Genomic DNA, 24,488 nt, shown 5'->3' with positions numbered 1-24,488 from the left:
GGCATGCCTGTTCCCTGGCCTCAATGCGCCCCAGCCGCCTCCGCCGAATCCCCACCCTTCACCGGCCGCGTAATCCAGATAAGCGGAATGATCAAAATGAAAATGAACGTGGACGCATAGAAGAAATCGTCGAGCCCCATGACGGCAGCCTGATTCGCCACCATCAACTCGAACGATGCGTAAGCCGCACCCACATCGATATGAAGCTGCGACTGCAATGCCGCGATGGTCTGATTGAAAACCGGATTATGGACGCTCGCCTGTTCGGTCAGCCGCACGTGATGCACGACCGTCCGATGATTCCATACGGTGCCCGCGATCGACGTGCCCACCGCCCCGCAGAAAATGCGCGCGAAATTCGACAACCCCGCCGCTGCGGGAATTCGTTCGGGCGGCAAGCCGGAAAGAATGATCGACACGAGGGGCACGAACCAGAGCACGGTTGGAATACCTTGAAGCAAGGTCGGGATGACGAGATGCCAAGCATCGACCGTACTCAAATACTGCGTGCGCATGAAGAACACACCGGACAGTCCCATGAACGCGACCGTCACGAGAACGCGGGCATCGAATAACTGTAAAAGTCGCCCGATAAAAGGCGAAAGCAATACCGTGAAAATGCCCACCGGCGCGGTGACGAGGCCGGCGTCGTAAGCGCGATAGCCGAGATACTCCTGCATCCATTGCGGCAGCAGAACGAGGTTGCCGAAGTAGAGCGCGTAGGAAACGGAAATGGCTATGGTGCCGCTGCTGAAGTTGCGCAATGCGAAGAGCCTCAGGTCGACGACCGGATGCGCCTCCGTCAACTCCCACACGAGAAAGAACGCGAAGCTGACGAGGGCGATGAGCCCCAGCGCAACGATGAAGGGCGATGCGAACCAGTCGAGGTCCCTGCCCTTGTCGAGCATCACCTGAAGCGAGCCCACCCACACCACGAGCAACGCAAGGCCGACCGTATCGATGGGCAGTTTCTTCGTCGGCGTCTCGCGCTTGCGATAGATGATCCACGTGGCGCCCGCCGCAATGAAGCCGACCGGAATGTTCACGTAGAAGATCCACGACCAGCTGTAGTTGTCGGTGATCCAGCCGCCTAGCACCGGTCCTGCGATCGGACCGACCGTGGCGGTCATCGCCCAAAGCGCCAGCGCCATATTGGCGCGCGCCTTCGGATAAGAACTCAGCAGCACGGCCTGGGACAAGGGAATGAGCGGCCCGGCCACGAGGCCCTGCAAGATCCGCGCGCCCAGCAGGAAAGGCAGGTCAGGCGCGATGCCGCAAAGCCACGAAGCGAACACGAACATCAGAATCGCGCCGACGAACAGGCGGATCTGGCCGATCTGCTGCGTAAGCCAGCCCGTCAATGGAATGGATACGGCATTCGCGGCCGCGAAGATCGTGATGACCCACGTTCCCTCATCGACCGATACGCCGAGGTTTCCCGACAGATTCGGCACGGCGACGTTCGCAATCGACGTATCGAGAACGGTCATGAAGGTCGCAAGCGCCACCACGATGGTGGCAATCACGAGCTGGCCGCCCTGCAACGGCGGATGCGGGACGGGTGCTGCGGGAGACGGCGATCCCTGCGTCATGACTGCGGTTCGGGGTTGATTGTTGTAAGCAGAAGCGGTTCTTCAGCAGGGCACGTCCTCGAAACGAGCGATTCAACCCGCTCGTCTCGCGCGCGCCGCAACTGTCGATGCCGTGAGAATAGCGGAGCTCGCTGCTTTATTAAACGCCTATTTCATAAATTCGCCTACGCGATTACTTCGCAGAAGGGTTATCCCCTAGGCAAACCGGATTGACACAGATCAGCAACAAACACACACTGTGATCACAGATCACGAGGTCAAGCCGGCTCTCTTGCTGTGCCCGTGGCGCGGACCAACGCATCAACATGCGCGAGATGCAAAAGCGCGAAATGGGCCATGCGAGCAAGAACAGCACACGCCTATCACCATCGCCCGCGCTTCGAAAAGCTGACCAAATAACAACCGTCCTACAGGAGCCAACCACATGGATTACCTCAAACTGCTCGCCCCGCCCGCCGGCTTGCGCGTACTGATCACCGGCGGCGCGTCGGGCATCGGTTTGACGATCGCGCAGGCGTTCGTGTCCACGGGCGCGCGCGTGCATGTATGCGATGTCGACGCCAAAGCCATCGATGCCCTATCGACTCATGCGACCGGATCGCCGTCGATCACCGGTACTCGCGCCGACGTATCGAACAAAGCCGACGTCACGCGCGTGTTCGACGACGTGAAGCGCGAACTCGGCGGCCTCGATGTGTTGATCAACAACGCGGGCATCGCGGGACCGACGGGCGGCATCGACGAGATCGAGTCGGACGACTGGGAACGCACCATCGACATCAATCTGAATAGCCATTACTACTTTTCGAGCCAGGCCGTGCCGATGCTGCGCGAAGCAAATGGCGGCGGCGTGATCGTTTTCATGTCGTCGGTCGCAGGACGTCTCGGCTATGGATTCCGCACGCCCTATTCCGCGACCAAATGGGCGATCGTGGGCCTCGCGAAGAGTCTCGCCATCGAACTCGGCGCGGACAACATTCGCGTGAATGCGGTGCAGCCGGGCATCGTCAAGGGGCCGCGCATGGAAGGCGTGATCGCCGCGCGCGCGAAGCAACTGAACATCAGCTATCAGGAAATGGAAGCGCGTTATCTGGAGAAAATTTCGCTGCGCCGCATGGTGACGCAAGAGGAGATCGCCGCCAGCGTGCTGTTCTTGAGCTCGCCAGCTGGCAGCGCGATTTCCGGTCAGGCGCTGTCCGTCTGCGGCAACGTCGAAACGCTCTGAATATCGCTTAATACGAGTACGAGAGGAGATCGAACACCATGGCAAGCAAACGCAAAGTCATCATCACCTGTGCGCCGACGGGCGCCATCCACACGCCTTCCATGTCGCCGTATCTGCCGGTCACGCCGGATCAGATCGCCGATGCCGCGCTCGCCGCCGCACGCGAAGGCGCATCGATTCTTCATTTGCACGCGCGCGATCCCGAAGACGGCCGGCCGACGCAAGACCCCGCGGTTTTCGAACGCTTTTTACCGCGCATCAAGGCGGAAACGAACGCGGTCATCAATCTCACGACGGGCGGCAGTCCGCATATGACGGTCGCCGAGCGCCTCAAGCCAGCGCATCATTTTCAGCCGGAAGTGGCATCGCTCAACATGGGATCGATGAACTTCGGGCTGTATCCGATGCTCGACCGTTTCAAGGACCTGAAGCACGACTGGGAACGTCAGCATCTGGAAAAGAGTCGCGATCTCGTGTTCAAGAACACCTTCGCGGATATCGAGTACATCCTGAGCTCGTGCACCGCGAACGGCACGCGCTTCGAGTTCGAGTGCTATGACACCTCGCATCTCTACAACCTCGCGCATTTCGTCGATCGCGGGCTTGTGAAAGGGCCGTTCTTCGTGCAGACCGTGTTCGGACTGCTGGGCGGCATAGGCGCGCACCCGGAAGATCTGGCGCATATGAAGCGAACCGCCGATCGCCTTTTCGGTTCGGATTATGTGTGGTCCATTCTCGGCGCGGGGCGCAATCAGATTCCGCTCGCGTCCATCGGCGCGGCGCAAGGTGCGAACGTGCGCGTCGGCCTTGAGGATTCGCTGTGGATCGGTCCTGGCCAGCTCGCCGAATCGAGCGCGCAGCAAGTGCGCCAGATTCGCCAGGTGATCGAAGGCTTGTCGCTCGACATCGCGACGCCCGCCGAAGCGCGTCAGATGCTCGCGCTCAAGGGCCACGACAACGTGAACTTCTGAAGACCGCACCGAAGCAAGCGGACGCGCGCCAAGCGACGTCCGCGCCATGACAACGAAAAGATACACGGAGACAAGTCATGAAAGCCTACCTATCTCGCCGCGACGCTTCACCTCGTCGTCCATGCGCGCCCTGCTCTTCCAATCCGTCCTGACGCCGGGAGTCATCATGTCCACGCCCAGTTCTTCGCGTAACTCAACACATGCGTCACCCCATGCGTCGCTGAACGCGCTGCTGTTTCGCAAGCTCATGCCGCTGCTCGTGATTTCGTATGTGATCAGCTTTCTGGATCGCACCAACATCGCGCTTGCCAAGCATACGATGAGCATCGATCTTGGCCTGTCATCCGCCGCCTACGGGCTAGGCGCGGGGCTGTTCTTTCTGACGTATGCCGCTTTCGAGATTCCGAGCAATCTCGTGATGCATCGTGTCGGCGCGCGCTTTTGGATCACGCGCATCATGGTGACATGGGGCGTGCTCTCGGTGGCGATGGCCTTCGTGCGCGGCGAGACCTCGTTCTATGTGATGCGTCTTCTGCTCGGCGTGGCCGAAGCGGGACTCTTTCCCGGCGTGATGCTGTATCTGACTTACTGGTTCGGACGCGAGGATCGCGCGCGCGCCACCGGCTACTTCCTGCTCGGCGTGTGCGTGGCCAACATCGTCGGCGGCCCGCTTGGCGGTGCGCTGCTGGAAATGGATGGCGTGCTCGGTTTTCACGGCTGGCAATGGCTGTTCATGGTCGAAGGCGCGCCTGCCGTGCTGCTCGCGATCGTCGTGTGGAAGATGTTGCCCGACCGGCCGACACGCGCTTCGTGGTTACCGCGCGAGGAAGCGCTGGCGCTGGAGCGTCGTCTTGCCGCCGAACAGGAAGCCATCGGTACGGGTCACGGCGGTCATACGTTTCGCGCGGCGCTGGCGGACAGACAGATTTGGCTCTCGATCTTCGTCTACTTTTGCCATCAGTTGACCATCTATACGGTCATCTTCTTTTTGCCGGGCATTATCGGATCTTCGGGGCACTTCTCGCCATTCGTCGTCGGCGTGCTGACGTCCACCCCGTGGGTCGCCGCCGCACTCGGCGCGGCCCTTTTGCCGCGCTTCGCGAGCAATTCATCGCGCAGCCGCCGCATGCTCGTGGGCGGCCTGCTGATCATGGCCGCGGGCATGCTGGTCGCCGCCTATTCGACGCCCGTCATCGGCTTTCTCGGCGTGTGCGTGTCCGCTTCGATGTTCTTCGTGGTTCAGTCGATCATCTTCACGTTCCCGTCTTCGCGGCTTTCAGGCAGCGCGCTTGCGGGCGGACTCGGGCTCGTCAACACGTGCGGGTTGCTCGGCGGCTTCGTCGGGCCCACGGTCATGGGGATCATCGAGCAATCGACCGGCAAGGCGATGAACGGGCTGGTGTGTCTTGCTGTCGCGCTGATTGTCGCGGCAATATGCAGTGTGCGGTTGCGGCACGGCCATGAAACACGCAAGACGAGCGATGCGGATCGACGGGCGACGAACGCGGCTTGAACGATTGATGGCTTTCCGGGATGCGGAATCGGCGAGCGGGCTTGTTCATCCGCTTGCCGATGGCACGGTTAACTTCGGCTCGTCAGGGACATGTATCGGGCACGCGTTGACCTTGGCGATGAGCGACCCTAGCAAAACGCGTCGCCTCAACCAAGGTGGCGATCATCGCCAACTACGACACTGCGAATGCATCTCGCCGTCATTCAACGCCATTCGCCACGGCATCAGTCGTCTTTCCGGCGAGCGACGTCACCGGAAAAGTGCGCGCCGACAAGCTCACGCGCCGCTTCCCACAACTGCGACGACCCGCGTGCAATCACAGGCCCGTACCGCTCCACGACCTGTTGCTCGTTCACGCCGTTCTCCGTCCACGTGCCTCCGCCAGTCAAGGTATTGATCAGCAACGGCTGCAGCCGATCGAGCGATTTGGCGAAGATCGCCTCCGGTGTCTCAGCCGCCTCGAATTCCATCCATAGTTTGCGCAGTTCGCGCCCTTGATCGTCGGGCAATAACCCGAAGATTCGCTCCGCGGCCCGTTGCTCCGATTGCTCGATCGACGCGGAATCCGCGCCTGGCGCGTGCAGCGGATGATCGCCAGCATCGATCTCGACGATGTCATGCACGAGCAGCAGTTTGATGACATGAAAACTGTCGACATCCTTCGCGCAATCCGAAAACACCAGCGCGAACATGGCCAGATGCCACGAGTGCTCCGCCGAATTCTCCCTGCGGCTGCGGTCGATGAGCGGCGACTGCCGCATAACCGATTTCAGCTTGTCCAGTTCGATGAGAAACCCGAAGCGCCTCGAGAGCGGCTCGACCTCTTTGTCTTGGTTCAAATTCACTCTCCCGGAAGACGGTTGCACACGAGGAGAAGTCTACCGCTCGTCCTAACCTCCTCGCGCCGCGTGCACGAACCGCCGCACCTTGTCTTCATCGACGGGATTCCACCACACGCCGCCCACCTTCAGCGAACTCGCGACGATCACCGCATCCACGACCGACAAAATCTCCGCGACGTTGGTTTCCGTGCAGCCGCTGCCCACCAAAAGCGGAAGCCTGGTCGCGGCGCGAATCTGCCGAAGATAATCAAGGCTCGCGACATCGCCCGTGCGCTGGCCGGTGGCGATGATCGCATCGGCATCGAAGAATTCGACATCGCGCACGAGTTCCTCGAGCGCACGATCCGCGACGATTGCATGCGCGCCGTGCTTCACGTGCGCGTCCGCAAACACGCGGATGCCTTCCGCGCGCAACCGCGCACGATATCGCAAGGCCCGCGCCGCCTCGCCTTCGATGATGCCTTCGTTGGCCACATAAGCATTCGCCCACTGATTGACGCGCACGAACGCGGCATTGCTCGCGGCCGCGATGGCAAGCGCCGGCACCGAAGCGTTGGCAAGCACGTTGATGCCGATAGGCAGGCCCGTCTCGCGCGCAATCCGGTCCGCGCTCACGGCCATGAACGCCGATGTTTCCGGTCCGATGTCATCCGGTTTTGCGAACGGCACGTCGCCATGATTTTCGACGATGAGACCATCGACGCCGCCTGCTGCATACGCGCGGGCATCGGCAAGAGCGGTTTCGTATAGCGCCTCGCTCGTGCCTCCGTCGTAGCGCGGCGCGCCGGGAAACGCCGGGCAGTGAATCACGCCTATGACCACGCCGCGCGGGCGGCCGAAAATATGCGCGATGCTGTCGGTGCGTCCGCGTCCAACCTCGTGTCCGGTGTCCATGAGAATCCTGTCGAAGTATCGGTCAGATGAAGCGCGCGAGTTCGAGCATGCCGCACGATCCGGAAAACTCGCCTGCGTGCCGTGCCGGCCGACCACATAGGCGGCAACGGCCATTGCGCGAGGCAGGATGTTGCGCAGACGATGGCCGTGCGCGAGCCCAGCCGCGAGCATGCCGCAGAGTGCATCGCCTGCGCCGACCGTGTCCACGGCAATGACTTCAGATGCGGGCATCTGCTCGATGCCGCCGTGCGCGCCGCACCAGACGACGCCGCCCGCGCCGAGCGTGACCAGCACGTCGGTCGCGCCTGCCGCGTGCAGTGCGAGCGCCGCGCGGCGTGCATCGGCGTCGCCCGACAGCATTTCGGCCTCGACGCTGTTGACGACGAGCACATCGACATCGGGCAGCAGCGCGTTGACCTCGAATTGCACCGGTCCCGGATTCAGAAGCGTATAGCGCCCGCCGCGACGCGCCGCGCGCAACCACGTCGCCGTCACCGTGCGCGCCAGATTGCCTTGCAGCACGATCCAGTCGCCCGGCGCGCTCACGGCGTCCAGCAACGCGGCATCCGGTGCGTAGCCGCTGGCGGCTTCGTTGCGCGTGACGATGGTGTTTTCACCGGCAGCATCGACGGTGACAATGGAAAGGTCCGTCGTGCAATCGAGATGGTCAACGTGCCGCGTATCGATGCCTTCCTCACCGAGCATGGCGACGATGCGCGCGCCGTCGGCGTCGCGTCCGACAGCCGCAAGCAACGTCACCTGCGCGCCCGCGCGTGCAGCGATCACCGCCTGATTCGCGCCCTTGCCGCCGAAGTCCAGCGTGCTACCAAGCGCAATCGACGTCTCGCCGGGCTTCGGCAACGAAGCCACGCGCAGCGTCATGTCCATCGCCGCGTTGCCGATCACGCAGACGCGCGCGCTGCTCACGATGGTGCCATCCGGTAGCCGGACATCGCTCGATACGAACCGAGCGCCTCACGCGGGCAAGCGTCGCGGCAAGCCGCGCATGCCGCGCGCGCGAGGTCGAGGTCGAGGTCGAGGTCGAGGTCGAGGTCGAGGTCGAGGTCGAGGTCGAGGTCGAGGTCGAGGTCGGCGATACTGAAATACATCATGCCGCGCGCGCCTCGGTCAGCCAGTCGAGACACTGCCGCCAAAGCCGCCCATAACCGTCCCACGCGGAGAACTCGGGCGGCAGCCAGTGCACGGACATGTCGCTTGTCCAGGCAAGCGTGCGGCCCTCGCCATACTGCCCCGCCACGAGCAACGGATGGCCCGTGTCCGGCACGGTTGCGATGAGCGTCGCACCTGGCTTCAACTCGACTTCGTTGTAGCCGAGCAGATGCGGCCATTGCATGCCGAGGCCCTCTATCACCGGATGCCGCGCGACGATACTCGGCGTGAACCCCTCGGGCACTTCCACGCGGTCGTCCCACGCGAGGCACTTCACGGGCAGCACGTCCTCGACGGGCGTATTGCGAAAGCGCGCACTGCCGTTGATGCCCTGAAAGCTCAGATAGCCACCGATCATCATGAGACCGCCGCCTGCCTCCACATACTCGCGCAACAACTTCAGGCGGTTCGGCGTGCGCTTGCTATGCACCCACGTATCCGGATGCAGCAAGAGCGTATTCGCGCCGATGTCGGAAAGAATGATCGCGTCATACTCCTCGAGCCCTTCGAGCGTCGTGGGAAATCGCGTCTGCGCGTCGTGACTCGGCATGTGCGTGACCGCGTACCCGGCGCTGTCCTTGAAGAGCGCGAGAAACTGCTCGGAGCCGGTGTGATACGTCACCGACGCGAACAGATCGAAACCCTTCACATGGGTTGCCGTGCTGGTCCACGACTCTCCGGCGAGCAGGACTTTCTTCGTCATTCTCAATCTCCTTGAACGCGACGGCTCGTCACGCCAGATGCCGCCGCCGAGAACACGCGAGCGGGATTGGTCACGAGCATGGTTTCGATCTGCGCGTCGCTCACGCCGTGGCGTCTGAGTCTCGGCACGAAGTGTTCGAGGATATAGCCGTAGCCGAAGCCGCCGTAACGCGTGAGCATCATCTTGAGGAACACGTCCTGCGAGAGCAGCAGATTGCCGATGAACCCCGCATCGATGAGCGCGCGGATAGCGCGCGCGTTCTCTTCATCGGACGGCGATTGCGCGTCTTCGTCGGCGTAGTAGTAGTCCATGCCGATCATGTCGTATTCGAGCCACGCACCGCGCCGCGCGATGGAATGCTGATACTCGATATCCGCGTGGCTCGGGTTCATGTGACAAAGCACCGTATGCGCGAGATCGGCGCCCTCGCGCTCGACGATATCGAGCACGCGATGTCCATGCCGCACCCATCCCGGCAGATGCACCGAAAGCGGCACGCGCGTGGCGGCGCTCGCGCGAGCCGCCGCGCGCAGCGACTTCTCTTCTTCCGCCGTGAACGCCGCCGACACGCCGATTTCGCCGATGAGCCCCGCGATCACATCTGGCTTGCGCTCGGCGCCGCCCACGTCGAAGATCATCTGCGCGGCGAGTTCGTCGATGGAACGCTCGCGCACGTACGCCGGATGCGAAGGCTCAAGATAAAAGCCCGTCGACATGACGATGTTGAGCCCCGTGCGCCGCGAAATGCGCTGCAGCGCGAGCGGATCGCGGCCAATGCCGAGGTTGGTCGGATCGACCACCGTCTGGCCACCCAATTCGCGGAACTTCATCAGTTCCTCGGTGGCGGCATCGACATCGAATAGCTGGCAGTTGTCGCGGTTCATGAGCGGATTCATGCGCAGCGCGCCCAAAATGCCGACATGCACCTTCTGCTCGCCGATATGCCGTTCGCCGCAACAAGCCGGCGCGACCCATTTGCCGGAGGCATCGACCAGAATATGCTCGTGCATCAGCGTGATGCCCATTTGCTCGACCGGTAGCGGACCGAGCACCGTCATCACGTGGCCGCTGCCGACACCTATGGGCAGCGTCGCCGGATGACCGAATACGGGTTTCGTCGACATCATGTTCAGCCCTTCTTTCCACGCCGGGCGGAAAAGATGCGCGTGTTCAGCCAGATCGCGAACAGCATGATGGCCCCCTGGATGATCTGCGTATAGAACGGCGACACGTGAACCAGAATCAGCCCGTTGCCGAGCACGGCAATGGTCAGCGCGCCGAGGAGCGTGCCCAGAATGGTGCCGCGGCCGCCGAACAGATTGGTGCTGCCGAGCACGACCGCCGCGATCACCGCGAGCTCGAAGCCGACGCCCTGATTCGACGAACCGCTCCCGAGCCGCGCGGTCGTAATGAGCCCGGCGAGCCCCGCCGCGATGCCGCTCAGCACATACACCTTGATGATGACGCCGCGTGTATCGACGCCCGCGCGCCGCACGCCTTCCGCGTTCGTGCCGATCCCGATGATGTAGCGCCCGAAGCGCGTATGACGCAGCACGACCCATCCGGCGAGCATCACGGCCACCGCGATCACGGCGGGCAGCGGAAGTCCCAGGAACCACTCGCGGCCGAGCGCGACGAACCAGCCGTTGCCATCCACGGGCACGGAATAGCCTTGCGTGATGAGAAGCGCCGCACCGCGCACGATCGACAACGTGCCAAGCGTGACGATGAACGCGGGCATGCCCGCGATCGCGATGAAGTAGCCGTTCGCGAGCCCGATGACCCCGCCGAGCACGAGGCCGCCGATCAGAACGAGCGTATCCGGCATGCCCGCGTGCAAAGCGATGGCCGCGAGCGCGCCGACGAACGCGAGCGTCGAGCCCACCGAAAGGTCGATGCCCGCGGTGGTGATGACAAGCGTCATCGTCGTGGCGACGATCAGCAACGGCGCACTCTGACGCAGCACGTTCAGGAGATTGCCGGTGGTGAGAAAAGTGTCGGTGGCGATGCTGAACGCCACGACGCAGATCGCGAAGAAGGCCGCGATGCTCGCGACGCCTGCACGATGGCCCAGCCGGTGCGACAGCGAAAGCGCGCGCCGTGCGGAAGATTCGGAGGACACGGTGGTACCCATGATCAATGTTCGGCGTGTGGACGCGCGGAGCGCGCGTTGAATTTGTGCCCGACGATCAGATCGACGATCTCCTGCAGATTCGTCTCGCCGATAGGCCGGTCCGCGATGGCGGTGCCTTCGTACATCACCGTGATGCGGTCGCAGACCAGAAACAGGTCCTGCAGCCGATGACTGATGAGAATCACGCTGACGCCGCGCGCGCTTACGGTTCGCACGACATCGAGCACCGCTTCGACCTCCGCGACGGCGAGCGCGGCAGTCGGCTCGTCCATGATGAGCACTTTCGGATCGAACGAAACCGCGCGCGAAATGGCGATGGCTTGACGCTGTCCGCCCGACAGATTTTCCACGTCGAGTTTCGTGTCCGGAATGCGGATGCCGAGCCCGTCCAGCATGGAACGTGCATCGCGATGCATCTTCGCGTGATCGAGAATCGGCATGCCGAGCACGCGGCGCATGGGCTCGCGGCCGAGAAACAGATTGCCCGCGACATCGACCGTATCGCACAAGGACAGGTCCTGATAGACCATCTCGATGCGATGCGTGCGGGCATCGCCCGGATTGTCGAAATGGACCGTCTTGCCGTCGATCTCGATCGATCCGCGGTCGGGCACGACCGCACCCGACAGCACTTTCGACAGCGTCGATTTGCCCGCGCCGTTGTCACCGACGAGGCCCAGCACTTCGCCCGGCGCGACATCGAGATTCACGCCGCGCAACGACTGTATCGCGCCGTATTGCTTGGTGATGCCGCGCATCCGCACACGCAGCGGCGCGCCTGTGTCCACACTCGACATGAGGCTCTCCCGGTTTGGACGCGGCCTACTTGAACACGCTGCGATACTTCGCCACGTTCGCCTTGGTGACGATGGTCACCGGAACGGAGATGTTCTTCTCGACCGGTTGCTTCGCGATCAGCTTGAGCGCGGCGTTGACGGCCGCCTTGCCTTCGCCTTCCGGGTCCTGCTGCACCACGGCCACGACAAAGCCCTGATCGATGCCCTTGATGGCCTGCGCGCTCAAGTCCCAGCCGAAAATCTTGACGCGATCCGTCGCGCTTTGCGCCGACACGGCGGCCACGAGACCGATCAAGGCCGGTTCGCCGGTTGCATAAACGACCTGCATGTTCGGGTTGCCGGAGATGAGATTTTCGGCGGCCGTCTGCGCCTGATCCTGCACGTTCTGGCCATCGACCGTGGACACGATCTTCGCATTGGGCGCGCCCGCGAGACCGGCCTTGAAGCCGTCCAGACGCACGTTCTGAATGTACGAATTCAGCGCGCCAACCACGCCCACGCTTGCCTTGCCACCAAGCGACTTCTTGACGTAATCGGCCGTGTAAGTGCCGATGTCCTTGCCGACCTTGAGATTGTCGACACCGACTTGCACGTCGTTATCGCCGTTCACGATAGCGTCGATGGTGACGACCGGAATGCCGGCCTTCTTTGCTTCGGCAATCGCCGGCTTGATCCCGTTCACGTCGATGGCGACCACGAGAAGCGCATCCACCTTCTGCTGGATGTATGTCTCGATGGCGTTGTTCTGCGCGTTCGGGTCATTGTTCGAATTGAAGATGGCGAGGTCCGCACCCGCGGCCTTCGCGGCCTTTTGCGCGCCGTCATCCATCTGGGTGAAGAAGAGCGCTTCCTGATTGATCTGGACCAGCGCGATTTTCTTCTTGTCGGCGGCGTGCGCGCCGCCCGATAGTGTAATCAGCGATCCGGCGGACATCACGGCGACCGCGGACATGATCCGGCGTGAAAGCATGGCGTTCATCACAGCTCCTCCATCGCAAAGGCGCAGAACGAGCGACTCGTCGGCTGGTCCTGGCATGGTTGAAACTTCAGAGGGCGCGGATGAAAACGCGCCGCTTTGTAAACCGGTTTACTTAGGCTACGGCCGACGCCCCTTTCGTGTCAACCGGTCAAAATTAGAATTTGCGTGGAGTGGCGTTGACGCTGAGTTCAGCGCGAACGTGGCGGCGCGACGGACGCGCGTTGGATCAGACTCACGGGCAGCCGCCGCACGGCGGACGGTCCGCCGCCCGAAAGACGCGCAAGCAGCAACTCGACGCCCGTGCGGCCGAGATCGCGCGCGGACTGCCGAAGCGTCGTGATGGGCGGCATCAGCAGGCTCGCAAACTCCATGTCGTCAAAGCCGACGATCGACATATCGCGCGGCACGTCGATACGTCGATCGCGCAGCGCTTCGAGCAGGCCGACCGCGAGGTAATCGCTCGCCGCGAAAATCGCCGTGGGCGGCGACGGCAGCGCAAGCAGACGGCCGAGCGCCGTCGCGCCGAACTCGCGCTCGTACGAGCCGAAACAGACGAGCGTTTCATCGAATTCGATATTCGCCTGCGCCAACGCCCGCCGATACCCTTCGCAACGCTCCTGCACGGTGAAAAGACCGAGCGGGCCGCTGATATGAGCAATGCGCCGATGCCCCGCCTCGATCAGATGCTGCGTGGCGAGATAGCCGCCCTGCACGTTATCGACGAGCACTTTGGGCACGTCCGCGCCGGGCACGTCCTCATCGATCACGACGATATTGCCGCGCGTGCCGATGAGCGTGCGCAGCGTGCCGTCGTCGGGACGGTTGGAGACGAGGATCAGGCCATCGAGATGCTGAATGTCGAGCCAGCCGACATACAGCGATTCGCGAGCGAACTGGTTGCGCGTGATGCACAAGGACAGACCGTAGCCATGCTCGGAAGCGGCCAGCTCGACTTCGTCGGCGATCTCCGCGAAGAAAGGATTCGCCACGTCCGGCATGGCCAAGCCGATAGTCTCGCTGCTGCCGAGGCTCAGGCGCCGAGCAAGGCTGTTTTGCCGGTACTTCAACGCCGCGATGGCGGCGTCGATGCGTTCGGCTGTGTCCGGCGGCAACGCGAGGCTGCCGTTCAGGTAGCGCGATACGGTCGCCTTCGAGACCTTGGCATGTTCCGCCACTTCGCGAATCGTGGACACTTTGGGCACAGCGCGTTCCGGCTTGGAAAAGCCTGAGTGTAGCCTCGTTCTCGCGCCAGCCGTCATCGAGGCATCGCGAACGCGCGCTTGTGCGCCTTATTCCTGCTTGGCGGAAAGCGCCGCATACGCGCCGTCTTGCGTATCCCAGCCGCCGCCGAGCGCCTTGTACAACGCGACGAGATTCGTCGATACCGTCGCGGTGCTGTCGACCCATTGCTGCTCGGCGGTGAGCAACGCCTTTTGTGCCGTCAACACGTCGAGGTAGCTCGACAGGCCACGAATGTAGCGCTTGTTTGCAATGTCGAGCGCGCGTTTGGAAGCCTGCACGCTTGCGTCCAGGCGATCGCGGCGGCGCTGCTCGGCGGCGAATCCCGTCAGCGCGTCATCGACTTCCTGGAATGCCGACAGCACGGTCTTGCGGTACGTGATCGCCGCTTCCTGTTGCTGGGCTTCCCGCAACGCGAGCGTCGCACGCAAGCGGCCACCCTCGAAGATGGGAAGCGAAAGACTCGGCCCCGCACTGTAGCTGCGCGCGCCCCAACTACCGAGATTCGTGAATTGCGTAGCCTGAATGGCGACGCTTCCCGACAGCGTGATCTTGGGGAAGAAGTCCGCCTTCGCCGCGCCGATGCTCGCCGTTGCCGCATGAAGCTGCGCCTCCGCCTCGCGGATATCCGGCCGCCGATGCGCCAGTTCCGATGAAAGCCCGACCGGCACGCGCGGCGGCGCCATCGGCACGGTGGATGGCGGCGACAGCTTCGCCGCAAGCGCTTGCGGGTACTCGCCAAGCAGCACGCCGATGGCATTGATCAGCTTCGCTTCCTGCTGCTCTTCCTGCGGAATATCCGCGGCATTCGATTCGGCCTGGCTCTGCGCATTGGCGACATCGAGATCGGTAGCGAGTCCATGCTTCGCGCGCTCCTCCGTGAGTTGCACGGTACGCTCTGCAAACGCCAGATTCTCTCGCGTGATACGCAGCTTTTCCTGCGTCCCACGCAGATTCAGATAATCGCGCGCGACTTCGGCGGCGGTCGAGACGATCGCATCGTGCCGCGCCTCGTTCTGCGCTTCGACCGTGGCGCTCGCGCTTTCCGTCGTGCGTCGCACGCGGCCCCAGAGGTCGAGTTCCCACGATGCATCGAAGCCATACTGATACAGATTGAACGGCGGCAGTGCGTTTTGCGCCGCGCTCGACGTCGGGACACCGCCTTGCCGTCCGCCGAGTCCGTTCGTATCCGTGGCCGATGACCCGCCGCCGCCCAGCAAGCCGATGACGCCATCGGCGCTCTGCAGCTCGCGCGTGTAGGAAGCGTTGCCGTTTAGCGTCGGAAGCTCGTCGGCCTTCGTCTGGCCAAGCTGCGCACGCGACTCCAGGAGCCGCGCCGCCGCGACCTTGATGTCGAGATTGCTGTCCATCGCGCGCGTGACGAGCTCGGTCAGCACGGGATCGCCGAAGCTGTTCCACCATCGCGGATCGACAGGTTCGGGCACCGCGACCGACCGGTTAGCCTCGCTCGTGGACTGCGTTTCGGGCCACGGCGCCGGTGTCTGCAATGCAGGACGCTGAAAGTTCGGGCCGACCGTGCAGGCGGACAGAAAAGCGACAAACGGAATCCATCGATAATCAATGCGCATTGACTTGTGCCCCCTTCGGCAGCTTCGGCAACAAGATACAGACGGGACACAGCACGAGTGATATGACGCCGAGCATGATGAACACGTCGAGATAACTCATGACGGACGCCTGTTGCTCGACCCGTCCGGCGATGGAGCCGAGCGCATTCACGAAGCCGTTATACGGCGTGATGTGCTCGGCGAGCCGTGCATGATGAAACTGATCGCGCCACGCCAGTTGCGTCGTCACGAGCGACACGCCGAAGCTGCCGCCGAGATTGCGCATCATGTTGATGAGCGCGGATGCGTTGTTGTTCTCTTCCGGCGGAATACCGATGAACTGCACGGTCGAAAGCGGAATAAAGAGGAACGGCAGCCAGATGACCTGATAAAGCCGCGACAACGAGACATCCCAGAAGCCGATGTTCAGATCGAGACCCGCCGAATGCAGTAACGCGACGCCCGTGCCCGCAAGCGACATCATCACGAGCCATTTGGGCTGGAACACGCGCCCGGTCACGATGCCCGCCACGGGCATGAAGAACAACGTGACGAGACCACCCAGGCCAAGTGTGAGGCCGGCGTTGGTGGCATCGTAGCCAAGCAGTTCCTGCGTGAATTGCGGCAGGATCTGCGTCGTGCTGTTGATGATGAACCCGAACGCGAACATGACGCCGCAACTGATGGCGAATGCGCGCGACTTGAAAAGCCGCAAGTTCACGATTGGTTGCGCGGTCGTCAGTTCGCGAATGACCAGCGCCACCAATGCGACGCATGCAACCGCCGCGAACGAGCAGATGAAGTTCGACGAGAACCCGTCCTCGCGCTCGAATTTATCCAGCACGATCTGCAGGCAGCCGAAGCCGACCGCCACCAGAAAGAAGCCGAGATAGTCGATGCGCAAGCCTCGGTCGAGCAGCGTGCGACGCTCTTGCTGAACGAGCTTGCTGTCGCTTACGAACATCCACGTCAGGACGAGCGACACCATCCCCACCGGCAGGTTGATGAGGAACACCCAGTGCCACGAATAGTTCTCGGTGATCCAGCCGCCAAGCATCGGTCCGATGGCGGGTGCCGTGACGACCGTAAAGCCATACAGCGCAAACGCCATCGCGCGCTTGTCCGGTGTGAACGTGTCCGCGAAAATGCTCTGCTCGACCGGCGCGAGACCGCCGCCGCCCAGTCCTTGCAGCACGCGAAAGACGATCATCATCGGCAGCGAGGTGGCGAAGCCGCACGCCACCGAACTGACCGTGAACAGGAACACGCAGATCATGTAGAAGCGCTTGCGCCCGATCACGTTCGCAAGCCATCCGCTGATAGGCAAGACGATTGCGTTGCTCACCAGGTAGCTCGTCGTGATGTACGTGCTCTGGTCGAGACTCGCACCGAGTCCGCCGGCAATATGCCTGAGCGCCACGTTCGCGATGGTCGTGTCGAGCACTTCCATGAAGGTGGCAATCGACACGATGACCGCGATGAGCCATGGATTGAAGGGCCCCGCCGCCGACCTCGGCAATGCTGCGTGCGTAGCGGCCATGTCAACGTACCGTCACGCGCGGACTGACGGATAGACCCGGCGCGAGCGGCATGTTGCGCCAGTCATCGCCATCGAAGACGATCTTCACGGGCAGACGCTGCACCACTTTCACGTAATTGCCCGTGGCGTTTTCCGCAGGCAGGCTGCTAAACACCGAGCCCGTACCGCGTTGCAGACTCTCGACATGCGCGTGGAGAACCTTGTCCGGATAAGCATCCACGGTGACATCCACGGGTTGTCCCACGTTCATGTGAACGAGCTGCGTTTCCTTGAAATTCGCGGTGACCCACATCTCGTCGGGCACCACTGCAACGAGCGCCTGTCCGGGCGTCACGTAGTTGCCAAGGTTCACGGTGCGGCGCGTCACCTTCCCTGCCTGCGGTGCGACGACTTCCGTGTAGCTCAATTGCAGCTTCGCGTTATCGACATCCGCATGCGTCTGACGCACCGATGCCTGAGCAGCGTCGATCTTGGTTCGTTGCGACGCGACCTGCGCTTCGCCCGCCTGAACGGCCTGCTTCGCGCTATCGAGCCTCGCGAGCGCGCTCTTGGTGGTCGCCTGACTTTGTTCGAGTTGCTGACGCGTGATGGCGGCCGGGTCCGTGCCCGTATAGCGCGCGAGATCCTGCTGCGCCTGCAGTAGATCGGCCTGCGCGACGCGCACCTGCGCGGTCTGCTGCGCGAGATTGGCTTGCTGATACAGCAGGTCGGCATGCGCCTGCGCAACTTGCGCAACGGCATTGGCTTCCTGTGCCTCGGCTTGTTCGAGCTTCACTTCGAAGTCGCGTGGATCTATGCGCAAGAGCGGCTGATTCTTTTCGACGTGCTGGTTATCCGCCACCAGCAATTCGATCACGCGACCGTTCACCTGCGATGCAATCTGGCTTTGATTGCTGTCGATGAACGCGTCGTCGGTACTCTCGTAGTGCCGGCTATGGAGCCAGTACGCAACGCCTCCAGCCACACAAATCAGTAATACCGTTCCGCCGATGATGGCATTCATGCGCTTGCGCTTCGGGCTCATCGGCTTGGACGTTTCCTCGCCCGGCTTCTTGTCGGCTTGCTCGCGGTCGCCTTCTCCGGCATCGCCGGAGGGCTTGCTATCTTCGCTTTCACTTCCGGCCATTGCAGTCTCCCAACCAATATTGAGATGCATTCTACAATAGAACGGAACGGTATCGTTCTTTTTTAAGAAATGGCGTCTGTGTTAATCTCGCGCTGGAGATTTATGCAAGGATCAGCCGTGAAACGCACGATGAAAGATGGCAACGGACATGCCTCCCTATGCCCCATAGGAGCCATGTTCTCGCGGAAGAAAGGCCGTCCGTCCAACGCGATGGCAGGCGATGTGGAAGAGCGCATTCTGGACGCGGCGAGTACCGTCTTTCTGCAGCAGGGTTTCGCTGGAGCGTCGCTGGAGCGCATCGCCGAGGCGGCGGGCGCAGGCAAGGCAACGTTGTACAGTCGGTATCCGAGCAAGGAAGCGCTCTTCGCCGAAGTGGTCAAACGAAATTGCGAGCGGTGCTTGCGTCCCGTGTTCGAGGCGCCGCAATCCTCTGCTCTCGTCGAGCAACTCGAAGGGGTGACGCGCGCGCTCGTCACACGCTTGCTCGACGACGAGGTGATCGGGTTAATCAGAGTGGTGGTAGCCGACGCGCCGCGATTTCCGTCGCTGGCGAAAATGACACGCGAGGCGGGGCGCCTACGCGGCATCGATGCGGTCGCGAGCTTGATGGCGGAACATTCGCAAATTGCGCGCGACGCCAGTGCGCGCGCTGCCATCAAGCGCAATGCGTTGATCATCGCCACTCAGATGCTCGATGCAATCGTTCCGCCCATGCTCATGAGAGCATTGATGGATGAAAACCTCGATGATCTTCGCAACGAGATCCGCTCGCATGTCAAGCGGACTATCGCTGTATTCGTCACGGCGGGTGCGCTGAATGCGTTTTTATAGAGGCACGCAGTAGTCGCTCGACCCCTGCTTTGCATCGACGAGCAACTTTCACACGACTTCAAGCGGCGCCTTTATATGTCATCGAGCGCACGGATAGGCGACCTTCCCCGGTCATACGGCTTGGGTCCGATGACAAGATCGTACATGGCTCATTGCTCCTTCTTGAACAGGTCCTGAAAGATCAACGCCGCCCAATGCTTGTCACGGGCCTGTACGAGTTGACCGCCTTCGGCGAGCTTGCCGAGACTGACCGGCGCATAACCGAGCCGTTCGACGAGCACCGCGACGGTTGCATTGGCGCCCTCATCATCGCTCGATAAAAAGAGCACTCGGCGTCCCGCCGATGTCGCGGGTTCCTGCGCGAGCACGCGCGCAGGCAGATGGTTGAACGCCTTGACCAAATGTGCGCCAGGCAGCGCCTTCGCCACGACCGCCGAGGAAGGCAGATCGTCCAGTTCGTTCAGCGGCACGCCATAGGCATTGGTGGCGTCGATGACGACTTTGCCTTGCCAGCTAGCCATAGCCTTGGCGACATCGCGATGCGCCCAGAACGGAACCGCGAGAATGATCACGTCGGCCTTGAGCGCGTCCTGCAACGTCATAGGTACGATCTTGTCGCCTAGCTCTTGCGCGATAGGTGCGATGGATTCCGGCCCGCGCGTGTTCGCGATGCCTGCCGTGATGCCGCTGCGAGCGAATTGACGGGCAATCGCGGCGCCTACGCTGCCGCTCCCGATGATCGAATAAGTCATGAGAATTCCTTTTTTGGTTGGTCACGAGTACGTCGTTGCTTGAGTAGATCGTGGCAGCGCGTGAACGATCTGGGAAGACGGCATATCGAGATACAATCCATCACGCTCGGAGATGGATGGCCGCCATGCTCGATGGAATATCGCTGGACCAACTCAGAACCTTTATCGCCGCCGTGGATGAGGGCAGCTTCTCGGCGGCGGCGCGAAAACTCAATCGCGTTCAGTCGGCGGTGAGTGGTTGGGTCGGAGGATTGGAAGATCAAACGGGCGTCATTCTTTTCGAGCGCTCTGGACGATTCCCGAAGCTCACGCCAGAGGGCGCGTTGTTGCTCGCGGACGCTCGCAATATCGTCGCCGGGGTGGATGCGTTGAAGGCGCGTGCGAGGCTCATGACATCGGGCGTGGAAGCCGAACTCTCGGTAGTGGTCGACGTTTTCTTCCCGACTGACGTGATCAGTGCAGTCGCAAAGGCCTTCGCCGAGCAGTTTCCACTGACGCCGCTACGTCTCTTCGTCGAAGGACTGGGAGCGGCTTATCTACCCGTTCTCGACGGCCGATGCAGTCTCGGCATACTCCCGCCGCTGCCGCAGGCATTTTCATCGCTGACGAGCGAGCGGCTCGGCGACGTGCCCGTGGTCGCGGTGGCTTCGGCGCAGCATCCGCTTGCAGCCATCGGTCGCCGAATAACACGGCGTGAGCTTGGCCGCCACGTTCAACTGGTGCTGACCGACAGATCCGATCTCACGGCAGGTCGCGACTTCGGTGTGGCCTCCGCTTCGACCTGGCGCTTGGCGGACTTGTCCACCAAATACGCGTTTTTAAAGGACTGCGTGGGCTGGGGAGGCATGCCTTTGCATATGGTCGAAAAAGACATCGCCGCAGGGACGCTGGTTGTTCTCGATACGGACGAGATGCCGCCCAGCGGCTGGCTTTTGACGATGTCCATTTTTCAGCAGCCTTCGCAGCCGCCTGGACCGGCAGGCAAATGGTTCATCGAACGATTGAAGACTCAGTGGCAAAGTTGATGGTTCAAACGGCCGCTCGGGCTGTCAACGAGTCGCCTGGTAAGCGCTGCCAGTTCCGCAATCCGTGCTGACCGTACGGATCACACGCCCGGCCTGCATCAACGTGATGCTGACCTTGCAAGCCTCCCCTTTCGCCGATGACACGGCAAGCGTCGAGACCGCTCGGCTCTCGCCACCGCGCAAGTGCAAACTGCCCGACTGCGACACGTTCGACGTGCCCGACGCGCCCGACTTGAGCACGTGCAAGTCGTAGTCGAGGCCGGTGTCGTACACGCTGACGACGTACGGAACGACGCGGATCGAACCGTTGGCGGAAGTGACATCGAAGGACACGGCGACATCGGACAACGCGATCATGATCGGCTCCTTCAAGGCAAAGCGCGTCTGAATGGAAAAGCACCCGGCGCGGTGGCTATAAATATCGACCGGCACCACGCGGGGTGAAGGAGAGCATCGATCAAACGGCCGGGGGCTCGGCCGTTCGAGTCGAACACACACAACGATCTTTACTACGCCCCTTAGTGCTGAGCGATCGTCGTCGAGTTGTGGATGCCTGTTTGCGTCACGGTGGCGATGTTGCCTGAACCGGCTTGCGTGACCGATGCGTAGTTGCTTCCACCAACTTGCGTCGATGCAATGCGGTTGCCGCTGCCCGATTGCGACGAGTACAACTCGTTGCTCACGCCATCTTGCGATGCCAGCAGCGTTTCTTCCATCCCGGCCTGATACGCCACCGCATTGTTGCCGCTGCCATGCTGGAGCAGATCGAGCTTCGAGCCGAATGCGCCGACTTGCGAAAGGCCCGCCGTGTTGACGGCCGTGCCAGTCGAAACCTGGGTCGACGTGATCTCGTTGCCGCTGCCGTTTTGCTGCAACGCGCTGACATTGTTCACGCCTGAGCCACTTTGCGACACGGTCGCGCTCGAACCTGCTTCGCTCACCTGCGAAACCGAGGCCTGACTCTTCGACCCCATCTGCGACACCGTGACGTTGCCGCCTAGCGCAAGCATCGTCGAGACCGCCGCGTCGTTATTCGAGCCGGTCTGCGAGATGGAAGTCAGGTTGGCGGCCGACAAAGTCTGTGCGACGTTTGCCGTGTTGCTCGGACCGGTTTGCAGAATCTGCGTCGTGTTGCCGAGCGCGCCGAGTTGCGAGACCGTTGCCGTCTCCAGCGAGCCATGCTGCGCGATGTTCGTGGTGTTGTCGTAGCCGAGCGTCTGAGAGACCGTTGCGTTGCCGCTGGCGCCATCTTGCTGCACATTCGTGTTGTTACCCGACGACGAAGCCTGGCCCACCGATGCCACGCCAAGCGCGCCGGTCTGGCTGATGATCGTCGTGTTATCCGAACCGACATTCTGCGCAACGCTCGCCGAATTCACGCCGGTCTGATAGATCGAAGTCGTGTTGCCGGTGCCATTGTTCGAGTTCACGTTGGCGGTCGAACCACTCACGAAGCCGGTCTGCGTGATGTTGACCTTGTTCTGCACTTCGCCCGTCTGCACGACCGACGCCTTGGCGGCGGTAAGCACACCGCTCTGATCGATGTTCGTCGCATTGCCCGCACCGCCGCTCGTATTGACCGATGCATTGTTCAGCACACTCGACTGGTTGATTACGACTTTGTTGTCGCGTGAGCTCGATTCGGTGACACTCGCGCGGTTGCCGGCCGCGATAAGGCCGCCCTGCTGCGATATTGCGACGTTATCGCCGTTCGTGTCCTTCTGGTCAACCAATGCATTGTTGTATGTACCGGTCGTGGTCACGGTGACGGTGTTGTTGATGGCTTCGGCGAACACGCTCGACGAGGCCAGTGCCAGAAACCCCATTGCAACGACGGATGCTTTGATCTTCATGATTGGTCAACCCCTTATATGAACCAGTAAACGATGGTTTCGTGTTTGTGCTTTTGCTTTCATTTCAGCGGTCCGGCCTGCTTGGCATTTTTCATGGTGTGCACTTGCCGCCTTTCCCCTGCTGCTGCCGCTACTTCACTCGTCGTTTCATCGAATGGCTGCTCCTTGATTCGTTGCTCGTCGTTGTATGCTTATCGGGCGATCACCAACGCTTTTGCTCCGTTACCCGTTTGCTGGACCTGAATGCCGCTGCCGGCGCCTCCTTGAATGATGGTTGCCTGATTACCGTTGCCGCGTTGCGCCACCGATGCGTCGTTGCGAGACCCGTATTGCGTAACCGACGCGTAGTCGCTATTGCCTCGTTGCGTCACGCTGGCCGTGTTGTATGACCCCGATTGCACGCCGACATACTGATTGCCGTTACCTGACTGCACGAGCGACTGCCAGTTCTGCGTCCCGGTTTGCTGCGACGCCGCCACGTTCGCCACGCCAATCTGATTGATGGTGATCGCGTTGACGCCGGTTTGCCGGGCCTGCACCGTGTTCGCTGAACCCGTCTGATTCACCGTCGCACTTTGGCGGCTTACCGTGAAAGCCGGCTCCCCTGCACCGAAGTCCGAGATGAAGGACAGGTCAGCGGCACTCGCGGTAGACGCAACAATCATAAGCATTCCGTATATTTTATGAGCGAGCGACTTCTTGATTCTTTGGTTCTTCATTTACGGCTCCTGATGCGAGCTACTAATCGCGTGCGCCGGAATCAACCGCCCGACGATGCCTTTTCCGGTTCGACCTTCGTCGGGTCATACGAGGTATTGACCTTGTCCATCTCCGCGACGTAGTTCTGGTTTTCCTGCAGATAACGCTGAACCGTCTGGTCGTACCAGTCCTTGTCGTCCTTGAGCGCCCACGTCTGGTTCTTCAGTCCCTGCACGATCAGATGAACCACTGCGGATTCGATCGCCTCCTTGACGCATAACTGCGCCGGCTCATTGCGCGTCAAGCCTGCTTCAGCCTGGAGCAGATCCTTGAAGCCAACGAACTTGTAGACGCCGACATCCACTTGATACGAATAGATGGTTTTGGTGGTCGAGACGCTATTCAGGATTTGCCCGTTGCGTATATCGACGGTGCGTAGATTCACGGTCACCTGATCCACGCGATATTGCTGCGAGCCGCTGATCCCGAGATACGCCACGCCGGCGCCGCCGGTCTTCACATTCGAGTCGTACGCCACGATCCCGCCTTCGAGGATGATGCTGGCCGGCGCCAACGCGCCGATCTGCGGAATGACGCGGTTCTTGTCGTCCGGTGTTTCGAGCGCGCGCATGATCTTGCGTTCGGTCAGCAGGTCCTGAAGATTCTCGCGCTCGACCGGCGTGAACCAGCCGGAATCGCGCATGGCGGCAACGAGGAACGACGCTCCCCCTTGCGTAACCTGCGATGAAAACGAACTGTCGGGCGACGGCTTGTACTGACCGGTCAGATCACGAAAGCCATAGACGGCAGCGAGCACGCGGCCCTTGGGCGGCGGCAGATGCACGAGGTCGCGGGTCACGCGCGTGGGCGGCGTGAGCGTCGCGTTGCCCGCCACATTCTGCGGCGATACCGCGCAGCCTGAGAGCGTGAGCACGGCGGCGCTGACGAGCGCGAGCGTTGCCCGGAGTGCGAATCGGTTCATGATATTCCCCGTGTCTTGCTGTTTCTTGTTGGTATCGATCTGGATGACGGCTG

23 protein-coding genes are annotated in these 24,488 nt (G+C 61.8%); 5 read left to right on the top strand and 18 right to left on the bottom strand.

Annotated features, from left to right (window positions below):
• Positions 1 to 20: 20 nt before the first annotated feature.
• Positions 21 to 1,592, bottom strand: coding sequence for a DHA2 family efflux MFS transporter permease subunit (locus NCR40_RS30030; protein ID WP_250495228.1), 1,572 nt, complete (start codon positions 1,590 to 1,592; stop codon positions 21 to 23).
• A 424-nt stretch (positions 1,593 to 2,016) separates the two neighbouring features.
• On the opposite strand from NCR40_RS30030, the gene NCR40_RS30025 reads away from it, so the two are divergent.
• From NCR40_RS30025 to NCR40_RS30015, 3 genes are all read left to right on the top strand, one after another.
• A complete protein-coding gene (locus NCR40_RS30025; protein WP_250511668.1) occupies positions 2,017 to 2,817 on the top strand; it encodes an SDR family oxidoreductase in 801 nt (266 codons plus the stop codon).
• Between the two features lie 38 nt (positions 2,818 to 2,855).
• On the top strand, positions 2,856 to 3,788 hold the full coding sequence (gene kce / locus NCR40_RS30020; protein WP_244832421.1) for a 3,5-dioxohexanoate:acetyl-CoA acetone transferase: 933 nt from the start codon (positions 2,856 to 2,858) through the stop codon (positions 3,786 to 3,788).
• A 166-nt stretch (positions 3,789 to 3,954) separates the two neighbouring features.
• The gene (locus NCR40_RS30015; protein ID WP_250468315.1) at positions 3,955 to 5,301 is read left to right on the top strand and encodes an MFS transporter; all 1,347 of its coding nucleotides are present in this window, start codon (positions 3,955 to 3,957) and stop codon (positions 5,299 to 5,301) included.
• Between the two features lie 224 nt (positions 5,302 to 5,525).
• Here NCR40_RS30015 and NCR40_RS30010 read toward each other — a convergent pair whose 3' ends face one another.
• The 12 genes from NCR40_RS30010 to NCR40_RS29955 form a co-directional block, all read right to left on the bottom strand.
• A complete protein-coding gene (locus tag NCR40_RS30010) occupies positions 5,526 to 6,140 on the bottom strand; it encodes an HD domain-containing protein (protein ID WP_284507912.1) in 615 nt (204 codons plus the stop codon).
• Between the two features lie 51 nt (positions 6,141 to 6,191).
• The gene (locus NCR40_RS31560) at positions 6,192 to 7,964 is read right to left on the bottom strand and encodes a BtpA/SgcQ family protein (RefSeq protein ID WP_250511667.1); all 1,773 of its coding nucleotides are present in this window, start codon (positions 7,962 to 7,964) and stop codon (positions 6,192 to 6,194) included.
• Positions 7,961 to 8,149, bottom strand: coding sequence for a hypothetical protein (locus tag NCR40_RS30000; protein WP_250511666.1), 189 nt, complete (start codon positions 8,147 to 8,149; stop codon positions 7,961 to 7,963). Before NCR40_RS30000 ends, NCR40_RS31560 begins: the two co-directional genes overlap by 4 nt.
• Entirely contained in the window at positions 8,146 to 8,910 is a 765-nt protein-coding gene (locus NCR40_RS29995) for a glutamine amidotransferase (protein ID WP_250511665.1), read from the bottom strand. The genes NCR40_RS30000 and NCR40_RS29995 overlap by 4 nt, the downstream gene beginning before the upstream one ends.
• A gap of 2 nt (positions 8,911 to 8,912) precedes the next feature.
• Positions 8,913 to 10,037 carry a phosphotriesterase family protein gene (locus NCR40_RS29990; RefSeq protein ID WP_250511664.1) on the bottom strand — a complete coding sequence of 375 codons (1,125 nt, stop codon included), beginning with the start codon at positions 10,035 to 10,037 and terminating at the stop codon, positions 8,913 to 8,915.
• 2 nt (positions 10,038 to 10,039) lie between these two features.
• Positions 10,040 to 11,044, bottom strand: coding sequence for an ABC transporter permease (locus tag NCR40_RS29985; RefSeq protein ID WP_244832415.1), 1,005 nt, complete (start codon positions 11,042 to 11,044; stop codon positions 10,040 to 10,042).
• 2 nt (positions 11,045 to 11,046) lie between these two features.
• A complete protein-coding gene (locus tag NCR40_RS29980) occupies positions 11,047 to 11,841 on the bottom strand; it encodes an ATP-binding cassette domain-containing protein (RefSeq protein ID WP_250511663.1) in 795 nt (264 codons plus the stop codon).
• A gap of 25 nt (positions 11,842 to 11,866) precedes the next feature.
• Positions 11,867 to 12,820, bottom strand: a complete 954-nt coding sequence (locus NCR40_RS29975) for a substrate-binding domain-containing protein (RefSeq protein WP_250468322.1) — start codon at positions 12,818 to 12,820, stop codon at positions 11,867 to 11,869.
• A gap of 188 nt (positions 12,821 to 13,008) precedes the next feature.
• Positions 13,009 to 14,022, bottom strand: coding sequence for a LacI family DNA-binding transcriptional regulator (locus NCR40_RS29970; protein ID WP_250468323.1), 1,014 nt, complete (start codon positions 14,020 to 14,022; stop codon positions 13,009 to 13,011).
• 87 nt (positions 14,023 to 14,109) lie between these two features.
• A complete protein-coding gene (locus NCR40_RS29965) occupies positions 14,110 to 15,648 on the bottom strand; it encodes an efflux transporter outer membrane subunit (RefSeq protein WP_250511662.1) in 1,539 nt (512 codons plus the stop codon).
• Entirely contained in the window at positions 15,638 to 17,167 is a 1,530-nt protein-coding gene (locus NCR40_RS29960) for a DHA2 family efflux MFS transporter permease subunit (protein WP_250511661.1), read from the bottom strand. Before NCR40_RS29960 ends, NCR40_RS29965 begins: the two co-directional genes overlap by 11 nt.
• 1 nt (position 17,168) lies before the next feature.
• Positions 17,169 to 18,293, bottom strand: a complete 1,125-nt coding sequence (locus NCR40_RS29955) for an HlyD family secretion protein (RefSeq protein ID WP_244832463.1) — start codon at positions 18,291 to 18,293, stop codon at positions 17,169 to 17,171.
• 174 nt (positions 18,294 to 18,467) lie between these two features.
• On the opposite strand from NCR40_RS29955, the gene NCR40_RS29950 reads away from it, so the two are divergent.
• Positions 18,468 to 19,124: a TetR/AcrR family transcriptional regulator gene (locus NCR40_RS29950; protein ID WP_250495236.1), complete on the top strand. Its 657-nt coding sequence runs from the start codon at positions 18,468 to 18,470 to the stop codon at positions 19,122 to 19,124.
• 149 nt (positions 19,125 to 19,273) lie between these two features.
• Here NCR40_RS29950 and NCR40_RS29945 read toward each other — a convergent pair whose 3' ends face one another.
• A complete protein-coding gene (locus tag NCR40_RS29945; RefSeq protein ID WP_250511660.1) occupies positions 19,274 to 19,876 on the bottom strand; it encodes an NADPH-dependent F420 reductase in 603 nt (200 codons plus the stop codon).
• A 116-nt stretch (positions 19,877 to 19,992) separates the two neighbouring features.
• Between NCR40_RS29945 and NCR40_RS29940 the strand changes: the two genes are divergently transcribed.
• Positions 19,993 to 20,901 carry a LysR family transcriptional regulator gene (locus NCR40_RS29940; RefSeq protein WP_350029339.1) on the top strand — a complete coding sequence of 303 codons (909 nt, stop codon included), beginning with the start codon at positions 19,993 to 19,995 and terminating at the stop codon, positions 20,899 to 20,901.
• Positions 20,902 to 20,925: 24 nt separating this feature from the next.
• Here the strand turns inward: NCR40_RS29940 and csgH are convergent, their stop codons facing one another.
• From csgH to NCR40_RS29920, 4 genes are all read right to left on the bottom strand, one after another.
• A complete protein-coding gene (gene csgH / locus NCR40_RS29935) occupies positions 20,926 to 21,258 on the bottom strand; it encodes a curli-like amyloid fiber formation chaperone CsgH (protein ID WP_250511659.1) in 333 nt (110 codons plus the stop codon).
• Between the two features lie 161 nt (positions 21,259 to 21,419).
• A complete protein-coding gene (locus tag NCR40_RS29930; protein WP_250511657.1) occupies positions 21,420 to 22,754 on the bottom strand; it encodes a beta strand repeat-containing protein in 1,335 nt (444 codons plus the stop codon).
• Positions 22,755 to 22,945: 191 nt separating this feature from the next.
• Positions 22,946 to 23,419, bottom strand: coding sequence for a hypothetical protein (locus NCR40_RS29925; RefSeq protein WP_244832459.1), 474 nt, complete (start codon positions 23,417 to 23,419; stop codon positions 22,946 to 22,948).
• A 95-nt stretch (positions 23,420 to 23,514) separates the two neighbouring features.
• The gene (locus NCR40_RS29920) at positions 23,515 to 24,435 is read right to left on the bottom strand and encodes a CsgG/HfaB family protein (RefSeq protein ID WP_250468331.1); all 921 of its coding nucleotides are present in this window, start codon (positions 24,433 to 24,435) and stop codon (positions 23,515 to 23,517) included.
• Positions 24,436 to 24,488 lie beyond the last annotated feature (53 nt).

The organism is Caballeronia sp. GACF4 (assembly GCF_023631025.1).
Taxonomy (GTDB): Bacteria; Pseudomonadota; Gammaproteobacteria; order Burkholderiales; family Burkholderiaceae; genus Caballeronia.
This window is presented reverse-complemented; position numbering and strand designations above follow the sequence as displayed.

What these genes read in the sequence shown, in the direction of transcription:
- NCR40_RS30030 (WP_250495228.1), bottom strand. Translation starts at nt 1,592, where the DNA reads ATGACGCAGGGATCGCCGTCTCCCGCAGCACCCGTCCCGCATCCGCCG.
- NCR40_RS30025 (WP_250511668.1), top strand. Translation starts at nt 2,017, where the DNA reads ATGGATTACCTCAAACTGCTCGCCCCGCCCGCCGGCTTGCGCGTACTG.
- kce (WP_244832421.1), top strand. Translation starts at nt 2,856, where the DNA reads ATGGCAAGCAAACGCAAAGTCATCATCACCTGTGCGCCGACGGGCGCC.
- NCR40_RS30015 (WP_250468315.1), top strand. Translation starts at nt 3,955, where the DNA reads ATGTCCACGCCCAGTTCTTCGCGTAACTCAACACATGCGTCACCCCAT.
- NCR40_RS30000 (WP_250511666.1), bottom strand. Translation starts at nt 8,149, where the DNA reads ATGATGTATTTCAGTATCGCCGACCTCGACCTCGACCTCGACCTCGAC.
- NCR40_RS29995 (WP_250511665.1), bottom strand. Translation starts at nt 8,910, where the DNA reads ATGACGAAGAAAGTCCTGCTCGCCGGAGAGTCGTGGACCAGCACGGCA.
- NCR40_RS29990 (WP_250511664.1), bottom strand. Translation starts at nt 10,037, where the DNA reads ATGATGTCGACGAAACCCGTATTCGGTCATCCGGCGACGCTGCCCATA.
- NCR40_RS29985 (WP_244832415.1), bottom strand. Translation starts at nt 11,044, where the DNA reads ATGGGTACCACCGTGTCCTCCGAATCTTCCGCACGGCGCGCGCTTTCG.
- NCR40_RS29980 (WP_250511663.1), bottom strand. Translation starts at nt 11,841, where the DNA reads ATGTCGAGTGTGGACACAGGCGCGCCGCTGCGTGTGCGGATGCGCGGC.
- NCR40_RS29975 (WP_250468322.1), bottom strand. Translation starts at nt 12,820, where the DNA reads ATGAACGCCATGCTTTCACGCCGGATCATGTCCGCGGTCGCCGTGATG.
- NCR40_RS29965 (WP_250511662.1), bottom strand. Translation starts at nt 15,648, where the DNA reads ATGCGCATTGATTATCGATGGATTCCGTTTGTCGCTTTTCTGTCCGCC.
- NCR40_RS29960 (WP_250511661.1), bottom strand. Translation starts at nt 17,167, where the DNA reads ATGGCCGCTACGCACGCAGCATTGCCGAGGTCGGCGGCGGGGCCCTTC.
- NCR40_RS29955 (WP_244832463.1), bottom strand. Translation starts at nt 18,293, where the DNA reads ATGGCCGGAAGTGAAAGCGAAGATAGCAAGCCCTCCGGCGATGCCGGA.
- NCR40_RS29950 (WP_250495236.1), top strand. Translation starts at nt 18,468, where the DNA reads ATGTTCTCGCGGAAGAAAGGCCGTCCGTCCAACGCGATGGCAGGCGAT.
- NCR40_RS29945 (WP_250511660.1), bottom strand. Translation starts at nt 19,876, where the DNA reads ATGACTTATTCGATCATCGGGAGCGGCAGCGTAGGCGCCGCGATTGCC.
- NCR40_RS29940 (WP_350029339.1), top strand. Translation starts at nt 19,993, where the DNA reads ATGGCCGCCATGCTCGATGGAATATCGCTGGACCAACTCAGAACCTTT.
- csgH (WP_250511659.1), bottom strand. Translation starts at nt 21,258, where the DNA reads ATGATCGCGTTGTCCGATGTCGCCGTGTCCTTCGATGTCACTTCCGCC.
- NCR40_RS29930 (WP_250511657.1), bottom strand. Translation starts at nt 22,754, where the DNA reads ATGAAGATCAAAGCATCCGTCGTTGCAATGGGGTTTCTGGCACTGGCC.
- NCR40_RS29925 (WP_244832459.1), bottom strand. Translation starts at nt 23,419, where the DNA reads ATGATTGTTGCGTCTACCGCGAGTGCCGCTGACCTGTCCTTCATCTCG.
- NCR40_RS29920 (WP_250468331.1), bottom strand. Translation starts at nt 24,435, where the DNA reads ATGAACCGATTCGCACTCCGGGCAACGCTCGCGCTCGTCAGCGCCGCC.